Origin of the sequence: Hyphomonas sp. KY3 (genome assembly GCF_017309975.1) — a bacterium.
Classification (GTDB): Bacteria; Pseudomonadota; Alphaproteobacteria; order Caulobacterales; family Hyphomonadaceae; genus Hyphomonas.
Window position 1 is genome coordinate 232,000 of record NZ_CP022271.1, and the last position, 19,812, is coordinate 251,811.

The following is a 19,812-nucleotide window of genomic DNA, read 5'->3' on the forward strand; positions in this document are numbered from 1 at the left end:
TTCGTCAAGGCTGAGGGCGTCGTTCGCACAGACGGAATCCCGATTGGGCAGGTATTGTCGGGTCATGACCTTGCTCAAATATTCCCGTTTCCGCCTCTGGATCCTATGGTCTGCCGGTATCATTTTGCTTGCAGCTTTAACGGCATGCGATGGCACTGTCGTTGGCGCGCCGTCGCCGGTTTCAGAAAATAAGACGGAATCTGCCGAAGTTATGTCAACAGGAGCGGGCGTAGCGTTCAATCCGGAGCGTAATGCGTATTTCGGAGACCTCCACGTCCATACGGGCCTCTCCTTCGATGCTTATCTCGGGAATGTACGCACCTTGCCGGAAGATGCCTATCGGTTCGCGCGTGGAGAGACGATCACGCACGCCAATGGCATGCCTGTCCGCCTCTTGGGGCCCCCACTCGATTTCGTGGCGGTGACGGATCATGCTGAATACCTTGGCGCAATGCGGGAAGCGAATGATCCGGCTCGTCGGTTGTCCAAAGACCCGCTCGCCGCCGGGCTGTTCAGTGAAAGTCCTGCGGAGGCCAATGCCGCATTCTTTCGAGTTCTGGCTCGCTATCGTGCGAACGACATGCCGGAAGATTTCAAGGCACCTGATGTGATCGGCCGGGCATGGGGCATCGTTCAGGACGCCGCCGAAAAATATAATGAGCCCGGTCGGTTTACGACTTTTGTCGGATACGAGTTCACCTCCGAACCAGGTGGACTGAACCTTCATCGGAATGTCCTGTTTCGATCGGCGACCGTGCCGGAATTTCCGTTTGCCGCGTTGGATTCCGAAGACCCCGAAGACCTCTGGAATAAAATGGACCAATGGCGCGAAGAGGGGGCCGACGCGCTGGCCATTCCTCATAATTCCAACGGGTCGGACGGGATCATGTTTGAACTGGTTCGCCGGAATGACGAGCCGATGGACGCAGATTATGCCGCCTTACGGATGCGCAATGAGCCGCTGGTCGAGATCACGCAGGTCAAGGGGACATCAGATACGCACCCGATCCTCTCTCCGAATGATGAGTGGTCAGATTTCGAGCTGATGGAAAAGCGGGTTGGGTCCAATGGTGACGTCACCAACTTCCGTGGCAGCTATGTGCGCCAGGCGTTGAAGGATGGTTTGCTCCTGCAAGAGACTGAAGGGTTCAATCCCTTTCGGTTCGGCTTTGTAGGTTCTTCTGACACGCACAACAGCGCGCCTGGATCGGTAGAAGAAGCGAACTATTTTTCAAAGGCAGGCGTTGTCGATGGAACGGCTGAACTGCGCAGTTCGGTGCCGCCGGACCGTGCGACCACCTGGCCTGATGGGACACCAAATTCCCGCGAAGCATCCAAGCCCTATCAATCCTGGAGTTCGGCTGGCCTTGTTGGTGTATGGGCAGAGTCCAACACCCGCGACATGATCTTTGATGCCTTGCGGCGCAAGGAAACGTTCGCCACTTCCGGGCCGCGGATCAAGGTTCGGTTCTTTGCGGGATACGATCTGGCGGGAGAGGGAGGGGTGATCCCAGAGAGTATCGCCCAGATGGATGCACAGGCGGTCCCAATGGGGGGCGATCTGTCATATCAAGAAGACAAGGCGCCTGAATTCTTTGTTTGGGGACTTCGCGATCCGTCATCTGCGTTCTTGCAGCGTGCGCAGATTGTGAAGGGGTGGGTCGAGGACGGACAATCTCGTGAGCAGGTGTTCGATGTTGCATGTGCTGATGGCGGCACGATTGACCCCGAGACGTTCCGGTGCCCAGACAACTTCGCAACGGTAGATCTGACGACTTGTAAGCCCACGCCGTTCAAGGGAGACGTCGCTCTCCGCACGCTGTGGCAAGACCCCACGTTCGACCCCGACCAGCGGGCCTTCTACTATGTGCGGATACTGGAAAATCCGACGTGCCGCTGGTCTACCTGGGACGCCATTCGAAACGGCACTCCGCCTAATCCCACGCTCCATCCGGTCATACAGGAGAGGGTGTGGAGTTCTCCAATCTGGTATGAGCCTGGGCCAACCTAATATTGTGCAAGGGACTCCGTCCGAGGGCTCTTTGATGCGAGCCGTCGGAGAAGAGGTGAAGTTGCGGCAGTCTACCGTGCAGGCCGTGCGTCCTGCTTTTCCTTCTGAGCCGTCGGATGTTCTACCTTCTTTGAAGGGGACGCTTCAGGCTCGTGCGTCTGGTGACTGTCAGGCTTGGCGGATGCTTTCTGCGTTGGCCGGTCCGCTGTTTGCTTTTTTGCCGCCTTCACCGGTTGGGGTTTGTTGTCCTGCAGAAGTGGCGCGTAAATCCATTTCTCCGGCTGACCCGGCCCAGAGATCCGCGCCCAGTCACCTTTGGTGACATACATGGACACTTCCGCACCAAGGTTCAGTACAGTGATGATAGGGTTACTGACTCCAGGGCCGCCGCGCACGTTTACAGCTTCCGCTTTCACATAGCGGATGCCATGATGGCTGGCGGCGCTTTGCGGGTTTTCGCGCGGGGCCTGGGCAGAGGCGATGGGCCCGAATGCGGCTGCGCTGGATACGAGGCCGATAGCGAGGAGGGTTTTCAACTTTTTATTCAGCATGGGATGAGTCCTGATCCTGAGAATGCGTGGTTCACCATGATTAGGAGATCCCTATGCCGAGGGTTTGTCAGCTCCCCGGGAAATGGTGTCGGTGTGCAACATCGGTGTCCCCGGATTGGCGCCTCTGTGGCGACACCAAGGCGCGTGTTGAGGATCTGGCAATGTCAGACTGGAAACTCTGCAAATGCTTTATGGATTTTGAGCGAATGTTAACTAATTGTCGCAATTCTTGACGCTGAACCTTTAACCGTCCCTGCCAAGGATTAACGCCATGCTGATACGCGCAGCTGCCACTCTTGCCGGAACTCTCCTCATCGGACTTCCGGCGTTCGCCCAGGAACTCATCGTCGAGCAACAGGTTGAACGTGTGATCGTCATTGAAGACGAAGAGGGCGGATTGGAAATGGAGCTGCTGCCTGCTGAGGAAGTGAAGCCGGGTGAGCAGTTGTTTTATTCCGTGACATATTCAAACCCGGGCGAAACCCCGGCAAGGGACGCTGTTCTGACCTTGCCAGTGCCGGCAGATGTGAGCCTGCTCGAAGATTCTGCCATGGCCGAATATGATCAGGCCTCTGTTGATTTTTCCATGGACGGTGGGGCGACATACGTGCCGCGTGAAAAACTGATTGCGGAATCCGGTCTCGATGAGATCCAGCCGGTGAGCGTGTCCATGCCGGAAGAGATCACGCATATGCGCTGGACCTTCAATCGTGAGATTGGTCCGAAAGATTCAGGCAAGATTTTCTTTGCGGCGGTCCTCAAGGAAAATACGCGTCCCGTCAGCCCCTGAATTGACGGACGCAAGGCCGTTAGCGTATCGCCTGCGGCATGACACTCGTAAAAATCTGCGGCCTGACCGATCCCGACGTCGTGCGCTATACCGCGCAAGCCGGGGCAGACTGGATTGGGTTCGTGTTTGCCGAGGCCAGCCCGCGGCACGTAACGGAAGCAGCGGCGGCCAACCTGTTGATGCAGGTAGGGTCCGCCACGCCGGTGGCCTTGCTGGTTGACCCGGACGACGCGCAGATCGACCGGATCGTGGCGCTGGGGTTTCCGATATTGCAATTGCACGGTTCGGAATCCCCTGAGCGCGTCGCCGAAGTCAAGGCGCGGACGCGTCTGGAGATCTGGAAAGCCGTGGGAATTGCCGATTCAGACGATCTGAAACGGGCTGAGGCCTACACGGCAGCCGATCGGCTTCTGGTGGACGCGAAACCGCCTAAGGGCGCTGATCGGACAGGCGGGCACGGATTGTCATTTGACTGGAATTTGCTGAAAGGCTGGCAGAGACCGGCACCCTGGATTCTTGCTGGGGGGCTGACACCGGACAATGTCTCCGATGCCGTGCGTCTGACCGGTGCGCCAGCAGTGGATGTCTCTTCAGGCGTAGAGCGTGTTCGCGGCCTGAAGGACCGGGTACTGGTAAAGACATTCATCGACGCCTCAAAAAATTCATAACAAACCGATTGTTCCGTTTTTGTTCTGTGCTAATATGGCTCCTATTGGCAATGGGAGGACGTGTCATGTTTCCAGAAGAACTGACGAGTGTCGCTGGCAAGTTGGCGGAATGCTGCAATTCTGGCCGCGAGGCCGAAGCGCTGGAGACACTTTACGCGCAAGATTGTGTGTCGGTCGAAGCGCTTGCAATGGGCGATGCGGGCCGCGAAGCTCAGGGGCTCGACGCCATCAAGGGCAAGCACGACTGGTGGTATGGTGCGCACGATGTGCACCAGGTCAGCGCCGAGGGGCCGTTCCTGTTTGGGGATGACCAATTTTCTCTCGTCTTCGACATGGATGTCACCAACAAGGAGTCCGGCGAGCGGATGCAAGCCAAGGAGGTTGGCGTGTATACGGTCAAGGACGGGAAGATCGTTCGAGAGGAATTTTTCTATTCCCCCATGGGCTGACGCGTCACGGGGCCGGGCGCATCGTCGCGCTTTCCTTGGCACGTCCTTCGGTCTAGATACGGGCGGGTAGTTCAAGGAAAGCAGGACGATGGATTTGCGGAACACATGGGATCAATGGCCAGATGCGAATGGCCGCTTTGGAGACTTTGGTGGGCGCTATGTCGCCGAGACATTGATGCCATTGATCCTAGAACTTGAGGCCGAATACCGCAAGGCCAAGGAAGATCCAGCTTTCAAGGCGGAAATGGACGATTTGTGGGCCCATTATGTCGGGCGTCCATCGCCTCTATATTTTGCGGAGCGGCTGACCGAGCATTTCGATGGCGCGAAAATCTATTTCAAGCGCGATGAGCTGAACCATACGGGCGCGCACAAGATCAATAATTGCCTCGGCCAGGTCCTGCTCGCCAGGCGTATGGGCAAGACCCGCATCATCGCCGAAACGGGCGCCGGTCAGCATGGTGTTGCCACGGCGACAATCTGCGCGCGCTTCGGACTGGATTGCGTTGTCTTCATGGGCGAGACGGATGTCGAGCGCCAGAAGCCGAACGTTTTCCGCATGAAACTGCTCGGCGCAGAGATCGTCCCGGTCTCTTCCGGCACAGGCACCCTGAAAGACGCAATGAATGAAGCACTGCGTGACTGGGTCACCAATGTCGAAGACACCTTCTACTGCATTGGCACGGCTGCGGGGCCCCATCCGTATCCGGAGCTTGTCCGCGACTTTCAGAGCATTATCGGCAAGGAGGCTCGCGCCCAGATCCTTGAGCGGGAAGGGCGCCTGCCCGACGCGGTCATGGCCTGTATCGGCGGTGGTTCGAACGCGATTGGCCTGTTTCATCCTTTCCTTGAAGATGAGGGCGTTCGCCTGATCGGCGTCGAGGCCGCTGGCCACGGAATTGAGACAGGAGAGCATGCTGCCGCGCTGAATGGCGGCAAGCCGGGCATCCTGCATGGGAACAAGACCTATCTCCTTCAAACCGATGACGGCCAGATCATCGATGCGCATTCGATCTCGGCGGGACTGGACTATCCGGGCATCGGGCCAGAACACGCTTTCCTGAGAGATTCCGGTCGCGCTGAATACTTGTCGTGCACGGATAAGGAGGCGCTTGCAGCTTTCCAGCTGTGCACGCGGCTTGAGGGAATTATTCCGGCGCTCGAGCCCTCACACGCCATCGCGCGCGTAGGTGAGGTCGCTCAGGCACTCGGCAAGGATGGGCTGATGATCCTGAACATGTGTGGTCGCGGCGACAAGGACGTTTTCTCGGTCGCCAAGGCCCTCGGCGTCGATATGTAGGGAAGAGGCCGATGATCTCGCATGTGACCTTGGGCACGAATGATCTGGAAAATGCAGCTGCCTTTTACGAGCCGATCATGCAGGCGCTTGGGAATCCGCGTGTACCATTCGAGCGGTCTGATCCGTTTATCATGTGGCGGCGTCCGGGCGATGACCGCCCGCTGGTCGCTTTGGTGCGGCCGTTCAATGACCAGCGACACGAGCCGGGCAATGGCCAGATGCTCGCCCTGCTCGCACCCGACCGGCCCAGCGTAGATGAGGCGCACGCAATTGCCATCTCTCGCGGCGCTCAGGATGAGGGTACCCCGTGCCTGCGCCCGCAATATCACGCGAACTATTACGGGGCATATTTCCGAGATCTCGATGGAAACAAGATTTGCATCGTTTGCCACGATCCCGATGGACGAGGCGGTTAGAAAATGTTCCCCTGCGCCTTCACTTTATCTTTTGTCGAGAGAGTAAATTGACTGATCTCCTTCTCATTCGCATTACCTGTCCGTCGCGCCGTGTGGCCGAGGAAATTGGCGACGCGGCCATCGAGCACCGTCTCGCTGCCTGCGCCAATCTCGAAGGGCCGGTCTCGTCCACCTATCGCTGGAAGAGTGTGGTGGAGCAGGCCTTCGAATTCGTGTTGTGGCTGAAAGCGCCGAAAGCGAATTGGGATCGGATCGAAGCCCTCGTCCTGACGCACCATCCCTATGAAGTACCCGCTATGGTCGCATTGCCTTGCATTCAGGCGAATGCGCCTTATGAGGCATGGGTTCACGAGAATACGGACACCTGATGCCAACTTCCCGCATTACAGACACCTTCGCCCGCGCAAGCGGCGAATCCCGCGCCGTTCTGGTTTCCTACCTTATGGCCGGCGACCCCGACCTTGAGACGAGCTATGCTGCCATGTGCGCGCTGCGCGACAACGGCGCCGATATCATTGAGCTTGGCGCGCCCTTTACCGACCCGATGGCCGATGGGGCATCCATTCAGAAGGCGGGCTTGCGCGCGCTCGCCAATAAAACAAAGCTCGCTGACACGCTGGCGCTGGCGGCCCGGTTTCGCGCCGAGGACCAGACAACGCCTGTCATTATCATGGGATATGCCAATCCTGTGTTCCGCATGGGATATGTTGAGTTTGCCAAGGCGGCTCATGCGGCCGGTGTCGACGGAACGATCCTGGTAGATTTGCCGCCGGAAGAAGATGGCGAACTGCGCGAGGCCTATGCGCAATACGATCTTTCCGTGATTCGGCTTGCGACACCCACCACCCATGAAAACCGCATGAAAAAAGTTGCCGAAGGCGCCAGCGGATTCCTCTATTTCGTCGCTGTGACAGGCGTTACAGGCGCTGGCAGCGCGGATCCGCAGGCGATTGCCGGGAACATTGAAATGGCCAAACGTGTTTCAGGATTGCCGGTCTGTGTGGGTTTTGGCGTCAAAACTGGCGCTCAAGCTGCAGAAATGGCTAAAATTGCCGATGGGGTTGTCGTAGGCTCCGCTTTCGTGGAGCATGCAGAAAAGGCCCACGAATCGGGGGATTTTGCCAGTGCACCGCGGGGAATGGGCGCGTTGGCGAAGGAGTTGAGCTCGGCGATCAGAACGATCACCAAGCCTTAAGTGTTGATTGCCGCCGAGGAGGTTCTGGCATGAACTGGATTACCAAGGTCACCCCGCCGGGCCTGAAGACCATGCTCGCGAAGAAGGACACGCCCGACGATTTGTGGGTGAAATGTCCTCTGTCCGGCGAACTGGTCTACAAGACCGATCTGGAAGAAAACTGGCATGTCACACCTGCTGGCGCGCATCTGCGGATCAGCCCGCGCACCCGCCTGCGCCTCCTGTTCGATGATGAGCGCTGGGAGCCTTTGGCCCTGCCATCGGTTCCGCATGACCCCCTGAGATTCAAGGATGACAAGCCTTATCCGTCGCGCCTGAAGGCTGCGAAGGCCAAGATTGCGGCCCGGGACAAGAAAGAGTCCGAAAATGGTGGCGCACCGATCATCCAGGAAGACTGTATGGTGGCGGCCTATGGAAAGATCGGCGGCGTGCCCACGGTCGTATTGGTTCAGGATTTTGCCTTTATGGGCGGATCCTTGGGCATGGCGGCAGGGGAAGGCTTTGTAGCGGCTGCGCAGATGGCGTTGGCCCGCAAGGCGGGCTTTGTTGTGTGCACGGCGTCCGGTGGCGCTCGCATGCAGGAGGGCACGCTGAGCCTGATGCAGATGCCGCGCACGACGCTCGCGATCAATGAACTGGCCGAAGCCAAACTACCTTATATTGTGCTGCTGACTGATCCGACGTCGGGCGGCGTGTCGGCATCTTATGCGATGCTTGGCGATATCCATATTGCCGAACCTGGCGCAATGATCGCCTTTTCCGGCCCGCGTGTGATTGAACAAACCATTCGCGAAAGCCTGCCGAAAGGGTTCCAGCGATCCGAATTCCTGCGCGAAAAGGGTCAGGTGGACATTGTCTGCGACCGGCGCAAGCTGAAGGACACGATCTCAAATGTCCTGTCGATGCTGATGCCAAATGTGCGGCGCGCTGAAGATCGCCTGCCGGTTTCTCTGACGCCACCCAAAACGCATGCCGCCAAGACCCCAAACAAGAGTAAGGGCAGCTCTGCTTGATCGGTGACAGTTCGGCCCTGGCCGAGGCGCTGGGGCGGTTCGAAGGGCTATATCCAGACACGATTGAACTATCGCTCGGGCGCGTCTTGAATGCGCTTGAGTTGCTTGGGCGGCCGCAAGACAGGCTGCCGCCCGTGATACATGTGGCCGGAACCAACGGCAAAGGGTCCACCTGCGCCTTCATGCGGGCCATGATGGAAGCAGCGGGCCTTAGCGTTCATGTCTTTACCAGTCCGCACCTCGTGCGTTTCAACGAGCGTATCCGGCTCGCCGGTGAGATCGTGGATGATGCGCGCCTGATCGACTGGCTGGAGCGAACCCATGACGCGATCAAGGGGCAGGAGATCACACAATTCGAAGCGACGACGGCCACGGCCCTGCTCGCCTTCTCGGAAGTGCCGGCTGATGTACTGATTCTCGAAGTCGGACTTGGTGGCAGCTATGATGCGACCAATGTGATCGACCAGCCCGCGCTGAGCGTCATTACGCCGATCGACTTTGATCACAAGGCCTTTCTCGGCTCGGATATTCGCAAGATTGCGGGTGAGAAAGCGGGAATCATCAAGTCCGGCCGCCCGGCGCTGACCGCGATTCAGCGCAAGATCTGTGACGATGTCATCGCAAAACGGGCCGAAGATGTTGGCGCGCCGCTCTATCGCCTGAAAGCGCACTTCATTGATGCAATGCCGGAAGACCTTGGCCTGTTGGGCGAACACCAGCGGGCCAATGCGGCTCTGGCCGCCATGGCCGTGCAGCTGTTCGGGAATTCCACAATCATCGACCAGAATGCGATCTTCGAAGGCGCCCGCAACGTGGTGTGGCCTGCGCGTATGCAGCGCCTGAAAGACGGGCCGCTTACGGCGCTCGCTCCCGATCAGGAAATCTGGCTGGATGGCGGACACAATCCGCATGCGGCCCGCGCCATTGCGAGACAGCTGAACAACATGCCCGGGCGTACCGCACTGGTCGCAGCCATGCTCGCCTCCAAGGATGCGACCGGCTATTTCATGCCGTTCCGGCAGGTGCGACCTGAGGTCTTCACCTTGCCGAACGCGCCGGGTCATCAGGGCGCCGAACCTCAAGCCTTGGCGGAAGCGGCCACCAATGCGGGGCTGAAAGCCGCCGCGTACGACAGCCTCGAAGCTGCGCTCAAGGCTGCGGCGGCAACCGGCGTTGATCGTATCCTGATTTGCGGATCTCTGTATCTGGCAGGGGAAGTGCTCGCGCGGAATGGCGAGCCGCCAGTGTAGCGCTATTCAGCGGCGAGTTTCAGCCCGTCGCCTTCATCATTCAGCGTTTCAGCGACCTTGTGCGCCAGTCGGCGCGCCACTTCGGTCTTGCCCATGCGTGGCCAGCGTTCGGATCCGTTCCGGGTGATCAGGGCAATCTCGTTTTCCGAGCCGCCCATCACATCCCCGGAGACATCATTGGCGACGATCCAGTCACAATTCTTGCGGGCGAGCTTCGCTTCAGCGTGTTCCTCGACATCATGCGTCTCTGCGGCGAAGCCGATCACCAGGGCGGGTCGGTTCTTGCGCTTGTTGGCCAGCGTCTTGAGGATGTCCGGGTTTTCGGTCAGTTCCATGGAGGGATGTTCGCTGCCCGCGCCCTTGATCTTCAGCTTCTTGGTTGCGGCCCGTGCCGGGCGCCAGTCAGCAACTGCGGCCACAGAAACGAACACGTCAGCAGGCAGAGCGTCCTCGCAGGCCTTCAACATCTGGCGGGCTGTCTCGACCGGTACGAAATTCACTCCCCGTGGTGCGGGCAGGGCGACCGGACCGGAGACCAAAGTGACCTGCGCACCAAGACGCGCGAGCGCTTCGGCAATCGCATAGCCTTGCTTGCCGGAAGAATGGTTGGACAAGAACCGAACAGGATCCAGCGGTTCACGTGTCGGGCCTGCTGTGACAAGCGCGTGGGTTCCCGCGAGTGCGCCGGTGGCGTCTCCTGCCAGCATGCGTTCGATTTCTTCGGCGATGACCGGAAGTTCCGGAAGGCGGCCAGGACCGAATTCACCGCAGGCCATCGCGCCTTCGTCCGGCTCCATCACCGTCACGCCATCCGCGCGGAGCGTTTCGACATTCCGCACCGTGGCTGGGTGCTGCCACATGCGCACATTCATGGCGGGCACGACCAGGACAGGTTTGTCAGTCGCCAGAAGTGTGGTGGAGGCAAGATCATTGGCGAGGCCACCTGCGGCCTTGGCCATCAGGTCTGCGGTAGCCGGGCAGACAACGACGAGATCGGCCGAGCGGGAAAGCTCAATATGGCCCATTTCCGCTTCGTCACTGAGGTTGAACAACTCGGTATAGACCTTGTCGCCGGACAGTGCGGAGACCGAGAGAGGGGTGACGAATTCCTGGCCGCCCTTCGTCACGATGCACCGACAGGCAATGTCGCGCCGGCGCAACTCCCGGATCAGTTCCAGGCTCTTGTAGGCGGCAATACCGCCGGAAATGATCAAAAGGATGCGTTTTTGCGTCATGGGCCGGGCTCTGTTTGTTAAGCGTGTCTTATCGCAAATTTCTTGCCGTTACCCCATGAAATCCCTGTGAACTTGGCGGCTCGGTTAAGGTTTTCGCGGGTTTCAGCAGGGAAATGCCCGAAACTCGCTATTTCGCTGCCCAGATGCCCAGCGCAACCAAGGCCGCGATGAAGCCAAACCAGCCCCACCAGGGCGCAAACCGGCGTGGAAGCGGCGGGGGCGAAACCGGTTCGAGTAGTGAGGCCTCAAATTTGTCCATGACTTCTGGCAGACGCTTCAACCGGTTGGTGACCTCTTTCACATTGCCGGCGACAAGTTTTGCGGCGCCCTCTGGACCAAAGCTGCGCCGGATCCACGTGCCGACCACGGGTTCGGACGCAAACCATATATTGTGCGACGGGTCGATCGCGCGGGCGACGCCTTCCACTTGGACCATGGTCTTCTGGAGCAGGACAAGTTCCGGACGCAGGGACATTCCGAATGTGTGCGTATAGTCGAACAATTGAAGCAGGACGCGACCCATCGAGACTTCTTCGGCTGGTTTGCCATGTACGGGTTCGCCGATGGAACGGAGAGCTTGTGCGAACTCCCCGATGGACTGGTTGGCCGGTACATAACCGGCCTCGAAATGGACTTCGGCAACACGGCGGTAATCGCGCTTCAGGAAGCCCCAAAGGATTTCGGCGAGGAAGCGGCGCTCGACCAGGCCGATCCGGCCAATGATTCCGAAATCCACCAGGGCCACCTTGCCTTTCGGCGTGATGATGAGATTGCCTTCATGCATGTCCGCATGGAACACGCCGTATTCGATCGCATGGGTCAGGAAGCCCTGCGTGATGTCGTTCGCCAATTTCTTGCGGTCGATGCCGGGACGGTCCAGCGCTTTTGGATCGGTGAGAGAAACTCCGTCGATCCAGTCGATGGTAAGAACCCGGCGACCGGTGCGGTCCCAATCGACGGAGGGAATGACGAAATGGCCGGATTTCTGGCTGATTTCGTGCATTTCGTCTGCGCCGCCTGCTTCGAGGCGCAGGTCGGTTTCGCGCATCATGGCATTCGCAATGGTTTCAGTGAAAGCCACAGGTTTCAGACGCTGGCTCTCGGCTGAGATGCCTTCGATGGTGCGCGCAGCGCGTTTCATGGCAGAAAGTTCCACCATCAATTTGTGCTCAATGCCCGGCCGCAGGATTTTCACGGCGCGTTCGCCTTCTGGCAGGGACATCTTGTGGACCTGCGCGATGGACGCGGCCGCAACCGGGTCTGACAATTCGGCAAACAGGCGTGCGGCGTCAGCCTCACCAAACTCTTCCGCGAGGGCGGCGCGCGCCGCTTTCATCGAAAAGGGCGGCAGCTTGTCCTTCAGACGGCCCAGATCCTGGGTGACTTCAGCGCCGAACACATCCGGGCGCGTGGCCAGGAACTGGCCGAGCTTGATATAGGCCGGTCCCAGCTTTTCCAATGCGCGGGCAAGCCGCTGGCCAGGCCGTCCGCGTGCCCCACCACCAAAGACGCGTAGCACCCGCCCGGCGATGCGGGCAGGCAGAGGCAGGCGGGTCTGGTAAGCGCCCGGCAGGATCACATCGTGTCGCGCGAGCGCTATGCCAGCGCGCATCAGGCGGCGATAATCTCCAATCAGTCCCATGCCATGCTCCGCGCGCCAACGGGAACCGGCAGGCCCGGACGGCGTTTGATGAGGGAAGATATGTTTACAGAGGAGGCTGTCATGGCCACTAAAAAAGCACCAAAAAACAAAGGAACTCTATACTTTGTGACGAGTGGACTGCTTGTGGCTGCAATGATTGCTGCGGCGATCTACTATGCCGAGCCGAGCCAAGCCCCAGACCAGCTGTTGCTGGACCCTGCACAGCGCTCCAGTCTGACGCCGGATTCGAGCCCAAGCTGACCCGCATCAGACCGCCCAGCCGAAGTGCAGGGCGGCGATGCCTCCCGAATAATTCGTGACGCTCACACGAGAAAAGCCTGAATCTTCGATTTCTTTGCGGAAGGCGTCCTGTGTCGGAAATTTCCGTATTGATTCAACAAGATACTGATAACTATCGGCATCTCCCGCAACCAGGCTGCCGAGGCGCGGGATCACATTGAAACTGTATGTGTCGTATGCGGCCTGCAGGGCAGGGACCGTCATATGGCTGAACTCCAGAACGGCCAATCTGCCGCCCGGTTTCAACACGCGGCGGAACTCCCGCAATCCTTCCAGACGATCCGCAAAATTGCGAATTCCGAACGACACCGTGACGGCATCGAATGCTCGGTCGGGATAGGGCAAATTCTGGCCGTCGGCGCAAATCCAGTCTAGCCGACCTTCCCATTTAGCATTGTCCGCGCGGGCTTTGCCTGCGTCCAGCATGGCATCATTGATGTCGGACACGATTGCGGTGGCGGGCGTGTCGATGCCCCTGCGCTTGCCCGCCTTGTCAGCCAAGGTGAGGAAGGCGCGTGCCAATTCGCCGGTGCCGCCAGCAACATCCAGATGGCGCTCGCCGGGCTGTGGGTTCACCTGATTCATCGCATCATGCTTCCAGAGGCGGTGGACGCCTGCGGACATGAGATCGTTCATCAGGTCGTAGCGGGACGCGACAGAGCGGAAGACGCCTTTCACGCGGGCGACCTTCTCCGTCTCGGTGACCTCTTCGAAGCCGAACGACACCTTGCGTTCCGTATCTCTATCTGCAGACATGCGCGCCACCATAGTTGCCTCGATCACCCTAGGCTATATGCCATAGCCATGCCTGAATTACCCGAAGTCGAGACAGTTCGCCGCGGACTTGCGCCAGTCATGGAGGGCCAGCGTATTGAGCGTCTGGTCCACAACCGGGCTGATCTACGGTTTCCCTTCCCCGACCGGTTCGCCGAACGCCTCAGCGGTGCGCGTATCACCCATCTGGGCCGCAAGGCGAAGTTCCTGACGCTTGCCCTGTCGACGGATGAGGTCCTCGTCATGCATCTCGGCATGACTGGACGGTTCACGGTGGCGGACGACAAACTCGGCGCGTTCCATCACGAGACCGGCACAGACCCACGCCATGACCATGTTGTCTTCCAGCTCGAAAGCGGCGCGCGCGTAACCTATAATGATCCGCGTCGATTTGGTTTCATGGAACTCTGGCCCGCGCAGCAGTTTCAGGCGTATCCAAGGTTAATGGCGATGGGGCCGGAGCCACTTTCCAATGGGTTTTCCGAGGCGTATCTGAATACGGTTCTGCGGGGGCGCAAGACGCCGATCAAATCGGCGCTGCTCGACCAGTCGGTGATTGCCGGGCTCGGTAATATCTATGTGTGCGAAGCGTTGTGGCGTGCGGGTGTATCCCCGCGCCGGAGTGCAGCGACCGTGCCGGGCCAGCGCGCCGCACGCCTCGTGCCAGCGATCAATGACGTTATAGCCGAAGCTATAGCGGCAGGCGGCTCATCCATCTCAGATTTCGCCAGCGCGAGTGGGGAGCTTGGCTATTTCCAGCACACTTTCGCCGTCTATGACCGGGAAGGGGACTCTTGCCGCAACTGCACCAAGCCGATCCAACGCATCGTCCAATCAGGTAGGTCGAGTTTCTTCTGTAGTGCCTGCCAACGCTAGGGACGAGATGGCCCCAGCGCGGCCAGAATCTGAATGGCTGTTTCCAGATCATCTGCCCGTACAAGGGAGTCGACGAGTTTTTTCGCCTCCCGCTTCAGCAAACCTATCTTTGCATGCTCAAGGTCGCGGACCTCGGGTGCCGCAGGAAATGGCTCGTAGAAATAGTTGATCGGCTTACCGAGGGCGATGGCCACGTCCCTCAACCTGCCAGCTGACAAACGACTGCGGCCGGCCTCATACTTCTGAACCTGCTGAAAAGTAAGGCCCAGCTTTTCGGACAACGCCTCTTGCGTCATCCCCACTTCACGACGCGCTTGTCGGACTTGCCGACCGATAAAGCGGTCTGCATCTGTGGGTTTTCTTACGTCCTGGGGAGATGGGGCATGCGGCATCCTGGGTCCCTGAGGCCGGGTGTCTGACGCAATGCGCCGCGCACCCATTGAAATCAGGGGCTGACAATATTCAATCCTGAGTGGTTTTCAAGCCCAAAGAATGCCCGCACGCAACTTGCGATTGTGTGTCGAGTTTTGCTTTATCTTTCGAGGCGGCCAGAGCCAACATCCTCATGCAGGATGATCAATTGGGCCGACGACTATTTCGGATCAAGCCGAATGACGTCGTCTTCTGACGATGCCGGCTCTGCAGTATCGTCAGGAAGGGACAGGCCAAGCGACGGAGCATCCTCGAACTGGCCTCCGCCAAAACCGCCGGACCCGATCAGCAGACCATCATCTTCGTCCGACTGCCCAATTCGCAAATTCAGCGTACCGCTGCCAGTGTCCTGAGCCGCCGATGAACTTGGCAGGTTCAGATTGAGGGAGCCCGTATATTCGTCCTCGACCTGGGCGGTCTCGGTAGCGACGACAGCTGCGTCTTCACTGCTGGAATTTTCAGAACAGGCCGTCCCTGCCAGACAGAAAGACACGATGGCGATAGACGTTGTCAGTTTCATGATCATGTCCCCATTCTTGCCGGGAGCTTCAGCGGCTCGCAAGCTTGTCTTGCACAACGTTCCAGAAATCGGCAGCGATATCAATGCCGCTGAGTTTCTTGATGGCCTGAACACCGGTAGGAGAGGTGACATTCACCTCGGTAAGACGCCCGCCAATCACGTCGATGCCCGTCAGGACGAGTCCGCGACGTTTCAATTCCGGCCCGATGGCTTCGCAAATCCGCATATCCGCGTCGCTCATATCTGTCTCCTCGGCCGTACCGCCGACAACGAGGTTCGATCGGACCTGACCTTCCTTGGGGCGTCGGTTGAGCGCGCCGGCGGCTTTGCCATCGATCAAGATGATGCGCTTGTCGCCCTCACTGACGGCCGGCAGAAATGCCTGAACCATGACCGGTTCACGCGAGCGACTGAAGAAGAGCTCAGTCAACGAGTCGAAATTGGAATCGTCCTGCTTCAGGCGAAACACGCCTGCGCCGCCATGCCCATAGAGCGGCTTGATGATGATGTCCTTGTGCTCTGCGCGGAAGGCTTCGATGACAGACAAGTCGCGCGACACAAGGGTTGGCGGCATCAGGTCTGGATACATTAGCGGGAAAATCTTTTCTGGACTGGATCGGACGCCAGCCGGGTCGTTCACGACGAGGGTTTCATCTGCGATTTCCTCAAGCAGATGGCAGGCCGTGATATAGCTCATGTCAAAGGGTGGGTCCTGACGCATCAAGATGACGTCAACGTCTTTTGCAAGATCCAGCCGAACGGGCGCATCAAACAGGCCGGGTGCGTCCTTCACACGTTGAACGCGCGCGGGTCGAACCAGGGCCGTTACGCGGCCTTGCTCGATGCTCATGTCATCGGGACCGTAGACGAAAAGCTCCATGCCGCGCGCTTGTGCGACTTCGGCCAGGGCAAAAGTGGTGTCTCCGTCGATATTGACGGATTCGAGCGGATCCATCTGGATCGCAACGCGAAGGCTCATGAGGCGGCTCCCTTCATGGGCCGCCGCCCGCGCGACCTGACCCGGCTAGTAATTGGCGCCGATCAGTTCCCCGTCGGCCTGATAGTCATATGAGGCATCGGGTGCTGTTTGATAAGGGGGCGTGCCCTGCGTCGTCGGCGCGGCTTGTTGGGTGCGGGTATTGTCACGAATGCGGACATAGGAAACCACCTGTTTCACGCCGCCCACCACACTGGCCTCCTCGGCTGCGCGCTTCAACTCCTCGGCCGACCGCGCGATGCCCATAAGGTAGACAACGCCATTATAGGTTTCGATGTTGAAGTTGAGGCTTTTGACCGTGCTGGACCCAACCAGGCGTGCGCGGACCCGACCCGTGATGACTTCATCGGAGACATTTGCGAGGAAACCGCCCGGAGGCTGGATACGAATTTCATTGGCGACATCGCGCGTGAGGTGAGAGGTCCAGGCGATACCTTCGGCTTTCACACGCTCTTCCGGAGTGTTTACGCGGCCGGAGAGCAGGACGAGTCCCCCGGTGACCTCCACATCGACCTCTCCAAACTTGTTTGCGCTTTCAGACAGGAGCTTACTCTTGATCTCATTCGACGCGGTGGCATCGTCCACAGCTTCACCGAGCGATTTCTCCTGGGCGGCGGCAACGCCAACGGCCCCGGCGGTGCCAAGCGCTGCAACGGCGCAACCCCCGAGCGGCAAAGCAAACAAAACGGCGGCAGCAGCAAATTGCATGCGCATGAAACTCTACTCCATCAGCAACAAGAATGACGTCGGAATATGCCCTGAACATGCGGCGAAAATCTGGCAAACTGCGCATAAGGTGCAATTTGGTGCGAATTCAGACTCGATATGACGGCGACAGACCTTTAATGGCTGGTTGTTCGGCCCCGTAGATGCTATTATCTGAAGAGGACGTAACAAGAAGGAACCGGACCCCTGACCCCCAGCGCCCCGCGGCTCCAGCCCGCCCAGCAGGCCACGCTCGAAGAAATCCGTAATGTGGCCGAAGCCCTCGCCAAGGCCCTTGAGGATGACAAGGCTGAAGACATTCTCTTCATTGACCTTGATGGAAGATCTTCGCTCGCAGATTTCATGATCATCGCATCCGGTCGTTCAGGCCGGCATGTTGCGGCTCTCGCAGACCATCTTGCACAAGACGTAAAGAAACTGACCGGTCGCCCGGCCAGTGTCGAAGGTATGCCAAATGCAGATTGGGTGCTGATCGATACCGGGGATGTCATCGTCCACCTGTTCCGCCCGGAAGTCCGGGAATTCTATAATCTCGAAAAGATCTGGGCATCTGACAATGCCCATCGTGTGCCAGCCAATTAGCGGGCGACCATGCGGATCATCTTTCTGGTCGTCGGGCGGCTAAAGGCCGGGCCGGAACGCGAACTTGTCGATGAATATATCAAGCGTGCAGGGCCGATCGCACGATCCCTCGGCTTTCGCGGCATTGAAGAGATCGAAGTGCCCAGCGGCGGCGGACTGGACGCTGAAGCGGACCGGATTCTCGCCAAACTACCGTCAGGTGCCAAATGTATCCGACTGGACGAGTTCGGACGGGCACAAAGATCTCGCGAATTTTCTGAAAATCTCGCCAAATGGCGCGATCAGGGCGTGCCTGACCTCGTTTTCCTGATTGGGGGAGCCGAGGGCTATGGCGACGCGGTGAAGTCAGCTGTTCCGGATACTCTGGCTTTTGGACCCCAGACCTGGCCCCATCGTTTTGTCAGGGTGATGGTGACAGAGCAGGTTTACCGCGCTGTATCGATCCTCGCCGGGACGCCCTATCACAAGGATTAAGGCTCAACCTGCGTAGAGTGAAGGCTGTGGCATCAGGACCATGGCAAATGTTACGGCCGCGATTACCCCTAAAACGGCAACAGACAATAGTCGTGTGATGGATATGGGATGGCTCACGGGATCGTCCTTTCTGGTCGCTTGGGCTCCAGATGGTGCCTCGATACATTGATGAACACTCTTGTAACGGAATAGGTTCCATGCGCGGCACGCATGAGGCGATTTCAGGGCAGAGCCTTACACTTTGTTGATCCTTGCAATTTCCCGGCCTAGAGCAGTAGTCGACCGAACTAGCGCGGTGGGAGGCGGTTACCATGTCGGGATTGAGGGACTTCCTGAAAGTCTATTGGCCTCTGGTCGTCGTTGCCTTTGCGGGCGTGCTCCTGGCTCTGGTGCTGATGGACCCTGCGCCACCGAAAACGATCCGGTTCGCCGCTGGCAGCCCGGGCGGTGCCTATCATGCCTTTGCAGAACGCTATCAGCGTCTTCTCGCGGAAGAGGGGGTGGAGGTTGTGCTGGTGGAGACGCAGGGCTCAATCGACAATCTGCGCCTGCTGGATGATTCCGAGGTTGATGTCGGCCTTGTGCAGGGCGGACTCTCAACTGTGTCCGATGAGGAAGAGTTGCGCTCAATTGGAGGACTGTTTCCGGAGCCTTTCTGGGTGTTTGTCCGGAATGATGTTCCCGCTGACACGTTGGGCGATCTTCACGATGCTCGAATGGCAGTTGGCGGTGCCGGGTCAGGCACGCGCATGCTCGCCCTGGAGCTAGAGGCCGATTATGGGGGCGAATGGGATGAAACGTCTCGGCTGCCGCTTTCGGGCAATGCGGCGGCGGACGCCCTTCTGTCTGGGAGTCTGGACGCTGCTGCTTTCTCTGCCTCGGTGGAGGCATCTTATGTGGACCGATTGCTGAACAGTCCGGATGTTGTCCGCCTGCTTCCGTTTGACCGCGCTCCGGCCCTGGCGCGCCGACACGAGGCGCTGTCAGATATTGTCCTTCTGAGAGGCGTTGTGGATATCGGCAAGAATCTGCCAGCAACAGACATCCCCCTGGTCGCACCTGTCGCTCAACTCGTCGTCCGCAAGGACTTGCACCCGGCCATCGAAGCGCTTCTCATAGATGCTGCAACGGCGATTCATTCCCAAGGTACGCTGCTGGCCCCGGCGGGGGAGTATCCTGATCCGGACCTGATCGATCTGCCCATCAGCGAACAGGCACGTCGATACTACAAGGACGGCCCGTCATTCCTGCGCCGTTACTTTTCGTTCGACGTCGCGAATTTTCTGGACAGGGCCTGGGTGCTTGCAATCCCGTTGCTGACCTTGCTCTTCCCGTTGGTCCGGGTCGCACCTCCCATCTATCGCTGGCGTGTGCGCCGGAAAATCTATGTCTGGTATGAAGACTTGCGTGCGCTCGAAGAGCGTGGACGTTCGACCGACAACAAGGCGGAACGTGACAAGGTGCAGGAGGAACTCGAAACCCTGCAGGCAGAAATCGGTGCCGTTGAAGTGCCGCTTTCCTATACGGACGATCTTTACCGGCTTCGCAGTCATGTCGAGTTCGTCAAGCAACTGGTGCGTGAGCGAAATCCGGTGAAGGTTGCCGGCTGAC

The 19,812-nt window shown here is 58.8% G+C and carries 23 protein-coding genes; 15 read left to right on the forward strand and 8 right to left on the reverse strand.

The features are described from left to right. Positions 1-211: 211 nt before the first annotated feature. Positions 212-2,011, forward strand: coding sequence for a DUF3604 domain-containing protein (locus CFA77_RS01230; RefSeq protein WP_206991911.1), 1,800 nt, complete (start codon positions 212-214; stop codon positions 2,009-2,011). Between the two features lie 71 nt (positions 2,012-2,082). Here the strand turns inward: CFA77_RS01230 and CFA77_RS01235 are convergent, their stop codons facing one another. Further along, complete coding sequence (locus tag CFA77_RS01235) at positions 2,083-2,562, reverse strand: SH3 domain-containing protein (RefSeq protein ID WP_206991912.1); 480 nt, start codon at positions 2,560-2,562, stop codon at positions 2,083-2,085. 271 nt (positions 2,563-2,833) lie between these two features. Between CFA77_RS01235 and CFA77_RS01240 the strand changes: the two genes are divergently transcribed. From CFA77_RS01240 to CFA77_RS01280, 9 genes are all read left to right on the forward strand, one after another. After that, positions 2,834-3,352 (forward strand): DUF11 domain-containing protein, encoded by a 519-nt coding sequence (locus tag CFA77_RS01240; RefSeq protein WP_206991913.1) that lies wholly within the window; start codon positions 2,834-2,836, stop codon positions 3,350-3,352. A gap of 38 nt (positions 3,353-3,390) precedes the next feature. Then, on the forward strand, positions 3,391-4,020 hold the full coding sequence (locus CFA77_RS01245; protein WP_206991914.1) for a phosphoribosylanthranilate isomerase: 630 nt from the start codon (positions 3,391-3,393) through the stop codon (positions 4,018-4,020). A gap of 65 nt (positions 4,021-4,085) precedes the next feature. Next, complete coding sequence (locus CFA77_RS01250; RefSeq protein WP_206991915.1) at positions 4,086-4,469, forward strand: nuclear transport factor 2 family protein; 384 nt, start codon at positions 4,086-4,088, stop codon at positions 4,467-4,469. An 88-nt stretch (positions 4,470-4,557) separates the two neighbouring features. Continuing rightward, positions 4,558-5,769, forward strand: a complete 1,212-nt coding sequence (gene trpB, locus CFA77_RS01255) for a tryptophan synthase subunit beta (protein ID WP_206991916.1) — start codon at positions 4,558-4,560, stop codon at positions 5,767-5,769. Between the two features lie 11 nt (positions 5,770-5,780). After that, on the forward strand, positions 5,781-6,185 hold the full coding sequence (locus tag CFA77_RS01260) for a VOC family protein (RefSeq protein WP_034817580.1): 405 nt from the start codon (positions 5,781-5,783) through the stop codon (positions 6,183-6,185). 92 nt (positions 6,186-6,277) lie between these two features. Continuing rightward, positions 6,278-6,553 carry a divalent-cation tolerance protein CutA gene (gene cutA, locus CFA77_RS01265; RefSeq protein ID WP_371822966.1) on the forward strand — a complete coding sequence of 92 codons (276 nt, stop codon included), beginning with the start codon at positions 6,278-6,280 and terminating at the stop codon, positions 6,551-6,553. Beyond that, positions 6,553-7,380 (forward strand): tryptophan synthase subunit alpha, encoded by an 828-nt coding sequence (gene trpA, locus CFA77_RS01270; RefSeq protein WP_206991918.1) that lies wholly within the window; start codon positions 6,553-6,555, stop codon positions 7,378-7,380. The genes cutA and trpA overlap by 1 nt, the downstream gene beginning before the upstream one ends. 29 nt (positions 7,381-7,409) lie before the next feature. Beyond that, on the forward strand, positions 7,410-8,393 hold the full coding sequence (locus tag CFA77_RS01275; protein ID WP_206991919.1) for an acetyl-CoA carboxylase carboxyltransferase subunit beta: 984 nt from the start codon (positions 7,410-7,412) through the stop codon (positions 8,391-8,393). Continuing rightward, positions 8,390-9,643 carry a folylpolyglutamate synthase/dihydrofolate synthase family protein gene (locus tag CFA77_RS01280; protein ID WP_206991920.1) on the forward strand — a complete coding sequence of 418 codons (1,254 nt, stop codon included), beginning with the start codon at positions 8,390-8,392 and terminating at the stop codon, positions 9,641-9,643. Before CFA77_RS01275 ends, CFA77_RS01280 begins: the two co-directional genes overlap by 4 nt. Positions 9,644-9,645: 2 nt before the next feature. Here the strand turns inward: CFA77_RS01280 and coaBC are convergent, their stop codons facing one another. Both coaBC and ubiB read right to left on the reverse strand, forming a co-directional pair. Continuing rightward, positions 9,646-10,878 carry a bifunctional phosphopantothenoylcysteine decarboxylase/phosphopantothenate--cysteine ligase CoaBC gene (gene coaBC / locus CFA77_RS01285; protein ID WP_206991921.1) on the reverse strand — a complete coding sequence of 411 codons (1,233 nt, stop codon included), beginning with the start codon at positions 10,876-10,878 and terminating at the stop codon, positions 9,646-9,648. Positions 10,879-11,005: 127 nt separating this feature from the next. After that, the gene (gene ubiB, locus CFA77_RS01290) at positions 11,006-12,520 is read right to left on the reverse strand and encodes a 2-polyprenylphenol 6-hydroxylase (RefSeq protein WP_206991922.1); all 1,515 of its coding nucleotides are present in this window, start codon (positions 12,518-12,520) and stop codon (positions 11,006-11,008) included. An 81-nt stretch (positions 12,521-12,601) separates the two neighbouring features. Between ubiB and CFA77_RS01295 the strand changes: the two genes are divergently transcribed. Further along, on the forward strand, positions 12,602-12,781 hold the full coding sequence (locus tag CFA77_RS01295; protein ID WP_206991923.1) for a hypothetical protein: 180 nt from the start codon (positions 12,602-12,604) through the stop codon (positions 12,779-12,781). 6 nt (positions 12,782-12,787) lie between these two features. On the opposite strand, the gene CFA77_RS01300 is transcribed toward CFA77_RS01295, so the two are convergent. Then, a complete protein-coding gene (locus CFA77_RS01300) occupies positions 12,788-13,576 on the reverse strand; it encodes a class I SAM-dependent methyltransferase (RefSeq protein WP_206991924.1) in 789 nt (262 codons plus the stop codon). A gap of 48 nt (positions 13,577-13,624) precedes the next feature. On the opposite strand from CFA77_RS01300, the gene mutM reads away from it, so the two are divergent. Further along, the gene (gene mutM, locus CFA77_RS01305) at positions 13,625-14,470 is read left to right on the forward strand and encodes a bifunctional DNA-formamidopyrimidine glycosylase/DNA-(apurinic or apyrimidinic site) lyase (protein WP_067327313.1); all 846 of its coding nucleotides are present in this window, start codon (positions 13,625-13,627) and stop codon (positions 14,468-14,470) included. Here the strand turns inward: mutM and CFA77_RS01310 are convergent. The 4 genes from CFA77_RS01310 to CFA77_RS01325 all read right to left on the reverse strand — a co-directional run bounded on the left by CFA77_RS01310 (position 14,467) and on the right by CFA77_RS01325 (position 17,133). Beyond that, positions 14,467-14,862: a helix-turn-helix domain-containing protein gene (locus CFA77_RS01310; RefSeq protein WP_206991925.1), complete on the reverse strand. Its 396-nt coding sequence runs from the start codon at positions 14,860-14,862 to the stop codon at positions 14,467-14,469. The two genes, mutM and CFA77_RS01310, sit on opposite strands and share 4 nt — an antisense overlap. 200 nt (positions 14,863-15,062) lie before the next feature. Continuing rightward, entirely contained in the window at positions 15,063-15,422 is a 360-nt protein-coding gene (locus CFA77_RS01315; protein WP_156486770.1) for a hypothetical protein, read from the reverse strand. A gap of 28 nt (positions 15,423-15,450) precedes the next feature. After that, the gene (gene gshB, locus CFA77_RS01320; protein WP_206991926.1) at positions 15,451-16,401 is read right to left on the reverse strand and encodes a glutathione synthase; all 951 of its coding nucleotides are present in this window, start codon (positions 16,399-16,401) and stop codon (positions 15,451-15,453) included. 45 nt (positions 16,402-16,446) lie between these two features. Next, the gene (locus CFA77_RS01325; protein WP_051608048.1) at positions 16,447-17,133 is read right to left on the reverse strand and encodes a BON domain-containing protein; all 687 of its coding nucleotides are present in this window, start codon (positions 17,131-17,133) and stop codon (positions 16,447-16,449) included. A gap of 261 nt (positions 17,134-17,394) precedes the next feature. Between CFA77_RS01325 and rsfS the strand changes: the two genes are divergently transcribed. The 3 genes from rsfS to CFA77_RS01340 all read left to right on the forward strand — a co-directional run bounded on the left by rsfS (position 17,395) and on the right by CFA77_RS01340 (position 19,811). Further along, entirely contained in the window at positions 17,395-17,727 is a 333-nt protein-coding gene (gene rsfS / locus CFA77_RS01330; protein WP_242517443.1) for a ribosome silencing factor, read from the forward strand. A 9-nt stretch (positions 17,728-17,736) separates the two neighbouring features. Next, positions 17,737-18,201 (forward strand): 23S rRNA (pseudouridine(1915)-N(3))-methyltransferase RlmH, encoded by a 465-nt coding sequence (locus tag CFA77_RS01335; RefSeq protein ID WP_067327323.1) that lies wholly within the window; start codon positions 17,737-17,739, stop codon positions 18,199-18,201. Between the two features lie 311 nt (positions 18,202-18,512). After that, positions 18,513-19,811, forward strand: coding sequence for a TAXI family TRAP transporter solute-binding subunit (locus CFA77_RS01340; RefSeq protein WP_206991927.1), 1,299 nt, complete (start codon positions 18,513-18,515; stop codon positions 19,809-19,811). Position 19,812 lies beyond the last annotated feature (1 nt).

Coding starts and splice junctions, on each gene's coding strand:
- CFA77_RS01230 (WP_206991911.1), top strand. CDS start 212: ATGTCAACAGGAGCGGGCGTAGCGTTCAATCCGGAGCGTAATGCGTAT.
- CFA77_RS01235 (WP_206991912.1), bottom strand. CDS start 2,562: ATGCTGAATAAAAAGTTGAAAACCCTCCTCGCTATCGGCCTCGTATCC.
- CFA77_RS01240 (WP_206991913.1), top strand. CDS start 2,834: ATGCTGATACGCGCAGCTGCCACTCTTGCCGGAACTCTCCTCATCGGA.
- CFA77_RS01245 (WP_206991914.1), top strand. CDS start 3,391: ATGACACTCGTAAAAATCTGCGGCCTGACCGATCCCGACGTCGTGCGC.
- CFA77_RS01250 (WP_206991915.1), top strand. CDS start 4,086: ATGTTTCCAGAAGAACTGACGAGTGTCGCTGGCAAGTTGGCGGAATGC.
- trpB (WP_206991916.1), top strand. CDS start 4,558: ATGGATTTGCGGAACACATGGGATCAATGGCCAGATGCGAATGGCCGC.
- CFA77_RS01260 (WP_034817580.1), top strand. CDS start 5,781: ATGATCTCGCATGTGACCTTGGGCACGAATGATCTGGAAAATGCAGCT.
- trpA (WP_206991918.1), top strand. CDS start 6,553: ATGCCAACTTCCCGCATTACAGACACCTTCGCCCGCGCAAGCGGCGAA.
- CFA77_RS01275 (WP_206991919.1), top strand. CDS start 7,410: ATGAACTGGATTACCAAGGTCACCCCGCCGGGCCTGAAGACCATGCTC.
- coaBC (WP_206991921.1), bottom strand. CDS start 10,878: ATGACGCAAAAACGCATCCTTTTGATCATTTCCGGCGGTATTGCCGCC.
- ubiB (WP_206991922.1), bottom strand. CDS start 12,520: ATGGGACTGATTGGAGATTATCGCCGCCTGATGCGCGCTGGCATAGCG.
- CFA77_RS01295 (WP_206991923.1), top strand. CDS start 12,602: ATGGCCACTAAAAAAGCACCAAAAAACAAAGGAACTCTATACTTTGTG.
- CFA77_RS01300 (WP_206991924.1), bottom strand. CDS start 13,576: ATGTCTGCAGATAGAGATACGGAACGCAAGGTGTCGTTCGGCTTCGAA.
- mutM (WP_067327313.1), top strand. CDS start 13,625: ATGCCTGAATTACCCGAAGTCGAGACAGTTCGCCGCGGACTTGCGCCA.
- CFA77_RS01310 (WP_206991925.1), bottom strand. CDS start 14,862: ATGCCGCATGCCCCATCTCCCCAGGACGTAAGAAAACCCACAGATGCA.
- CFA77_RS01315 (WP_156486770.1), bottom strand. CDS start 15,422: ATGAAACTGACAACGTCTATCGCCATCGTGTCTTTCTGTCTGGCAGGG.
- gshB (WP_206991926.1), bottom strand. CDS start 16,401: ATGAGCCTTCGCGTTGCGATCCAGATGGATCCGCTCGAATCCGTCAAT.
- CFA77_RS01325 (WP_051608048.1), bottom strand. CDS start 17,133: ATGCGCATGCAATTTGCTGCTGCCGCCGTTTTGTTTGCTTTGCCGCTC.
- CFA77_RS01335 (WP_067327323.1), top strand. CDS start 17,737: ATGCGGATCATCTTTCTGGTCGTCGGGCGGCTAAAGGCCGGGCCGGAA.
- CFA77_RS01340 (WP_206991927.1), top strand. CDS start 18,513: ATGTCGGGATTGAGGGACTTCCTGAAAGTCTATTGGCCTCTGGTCGTC.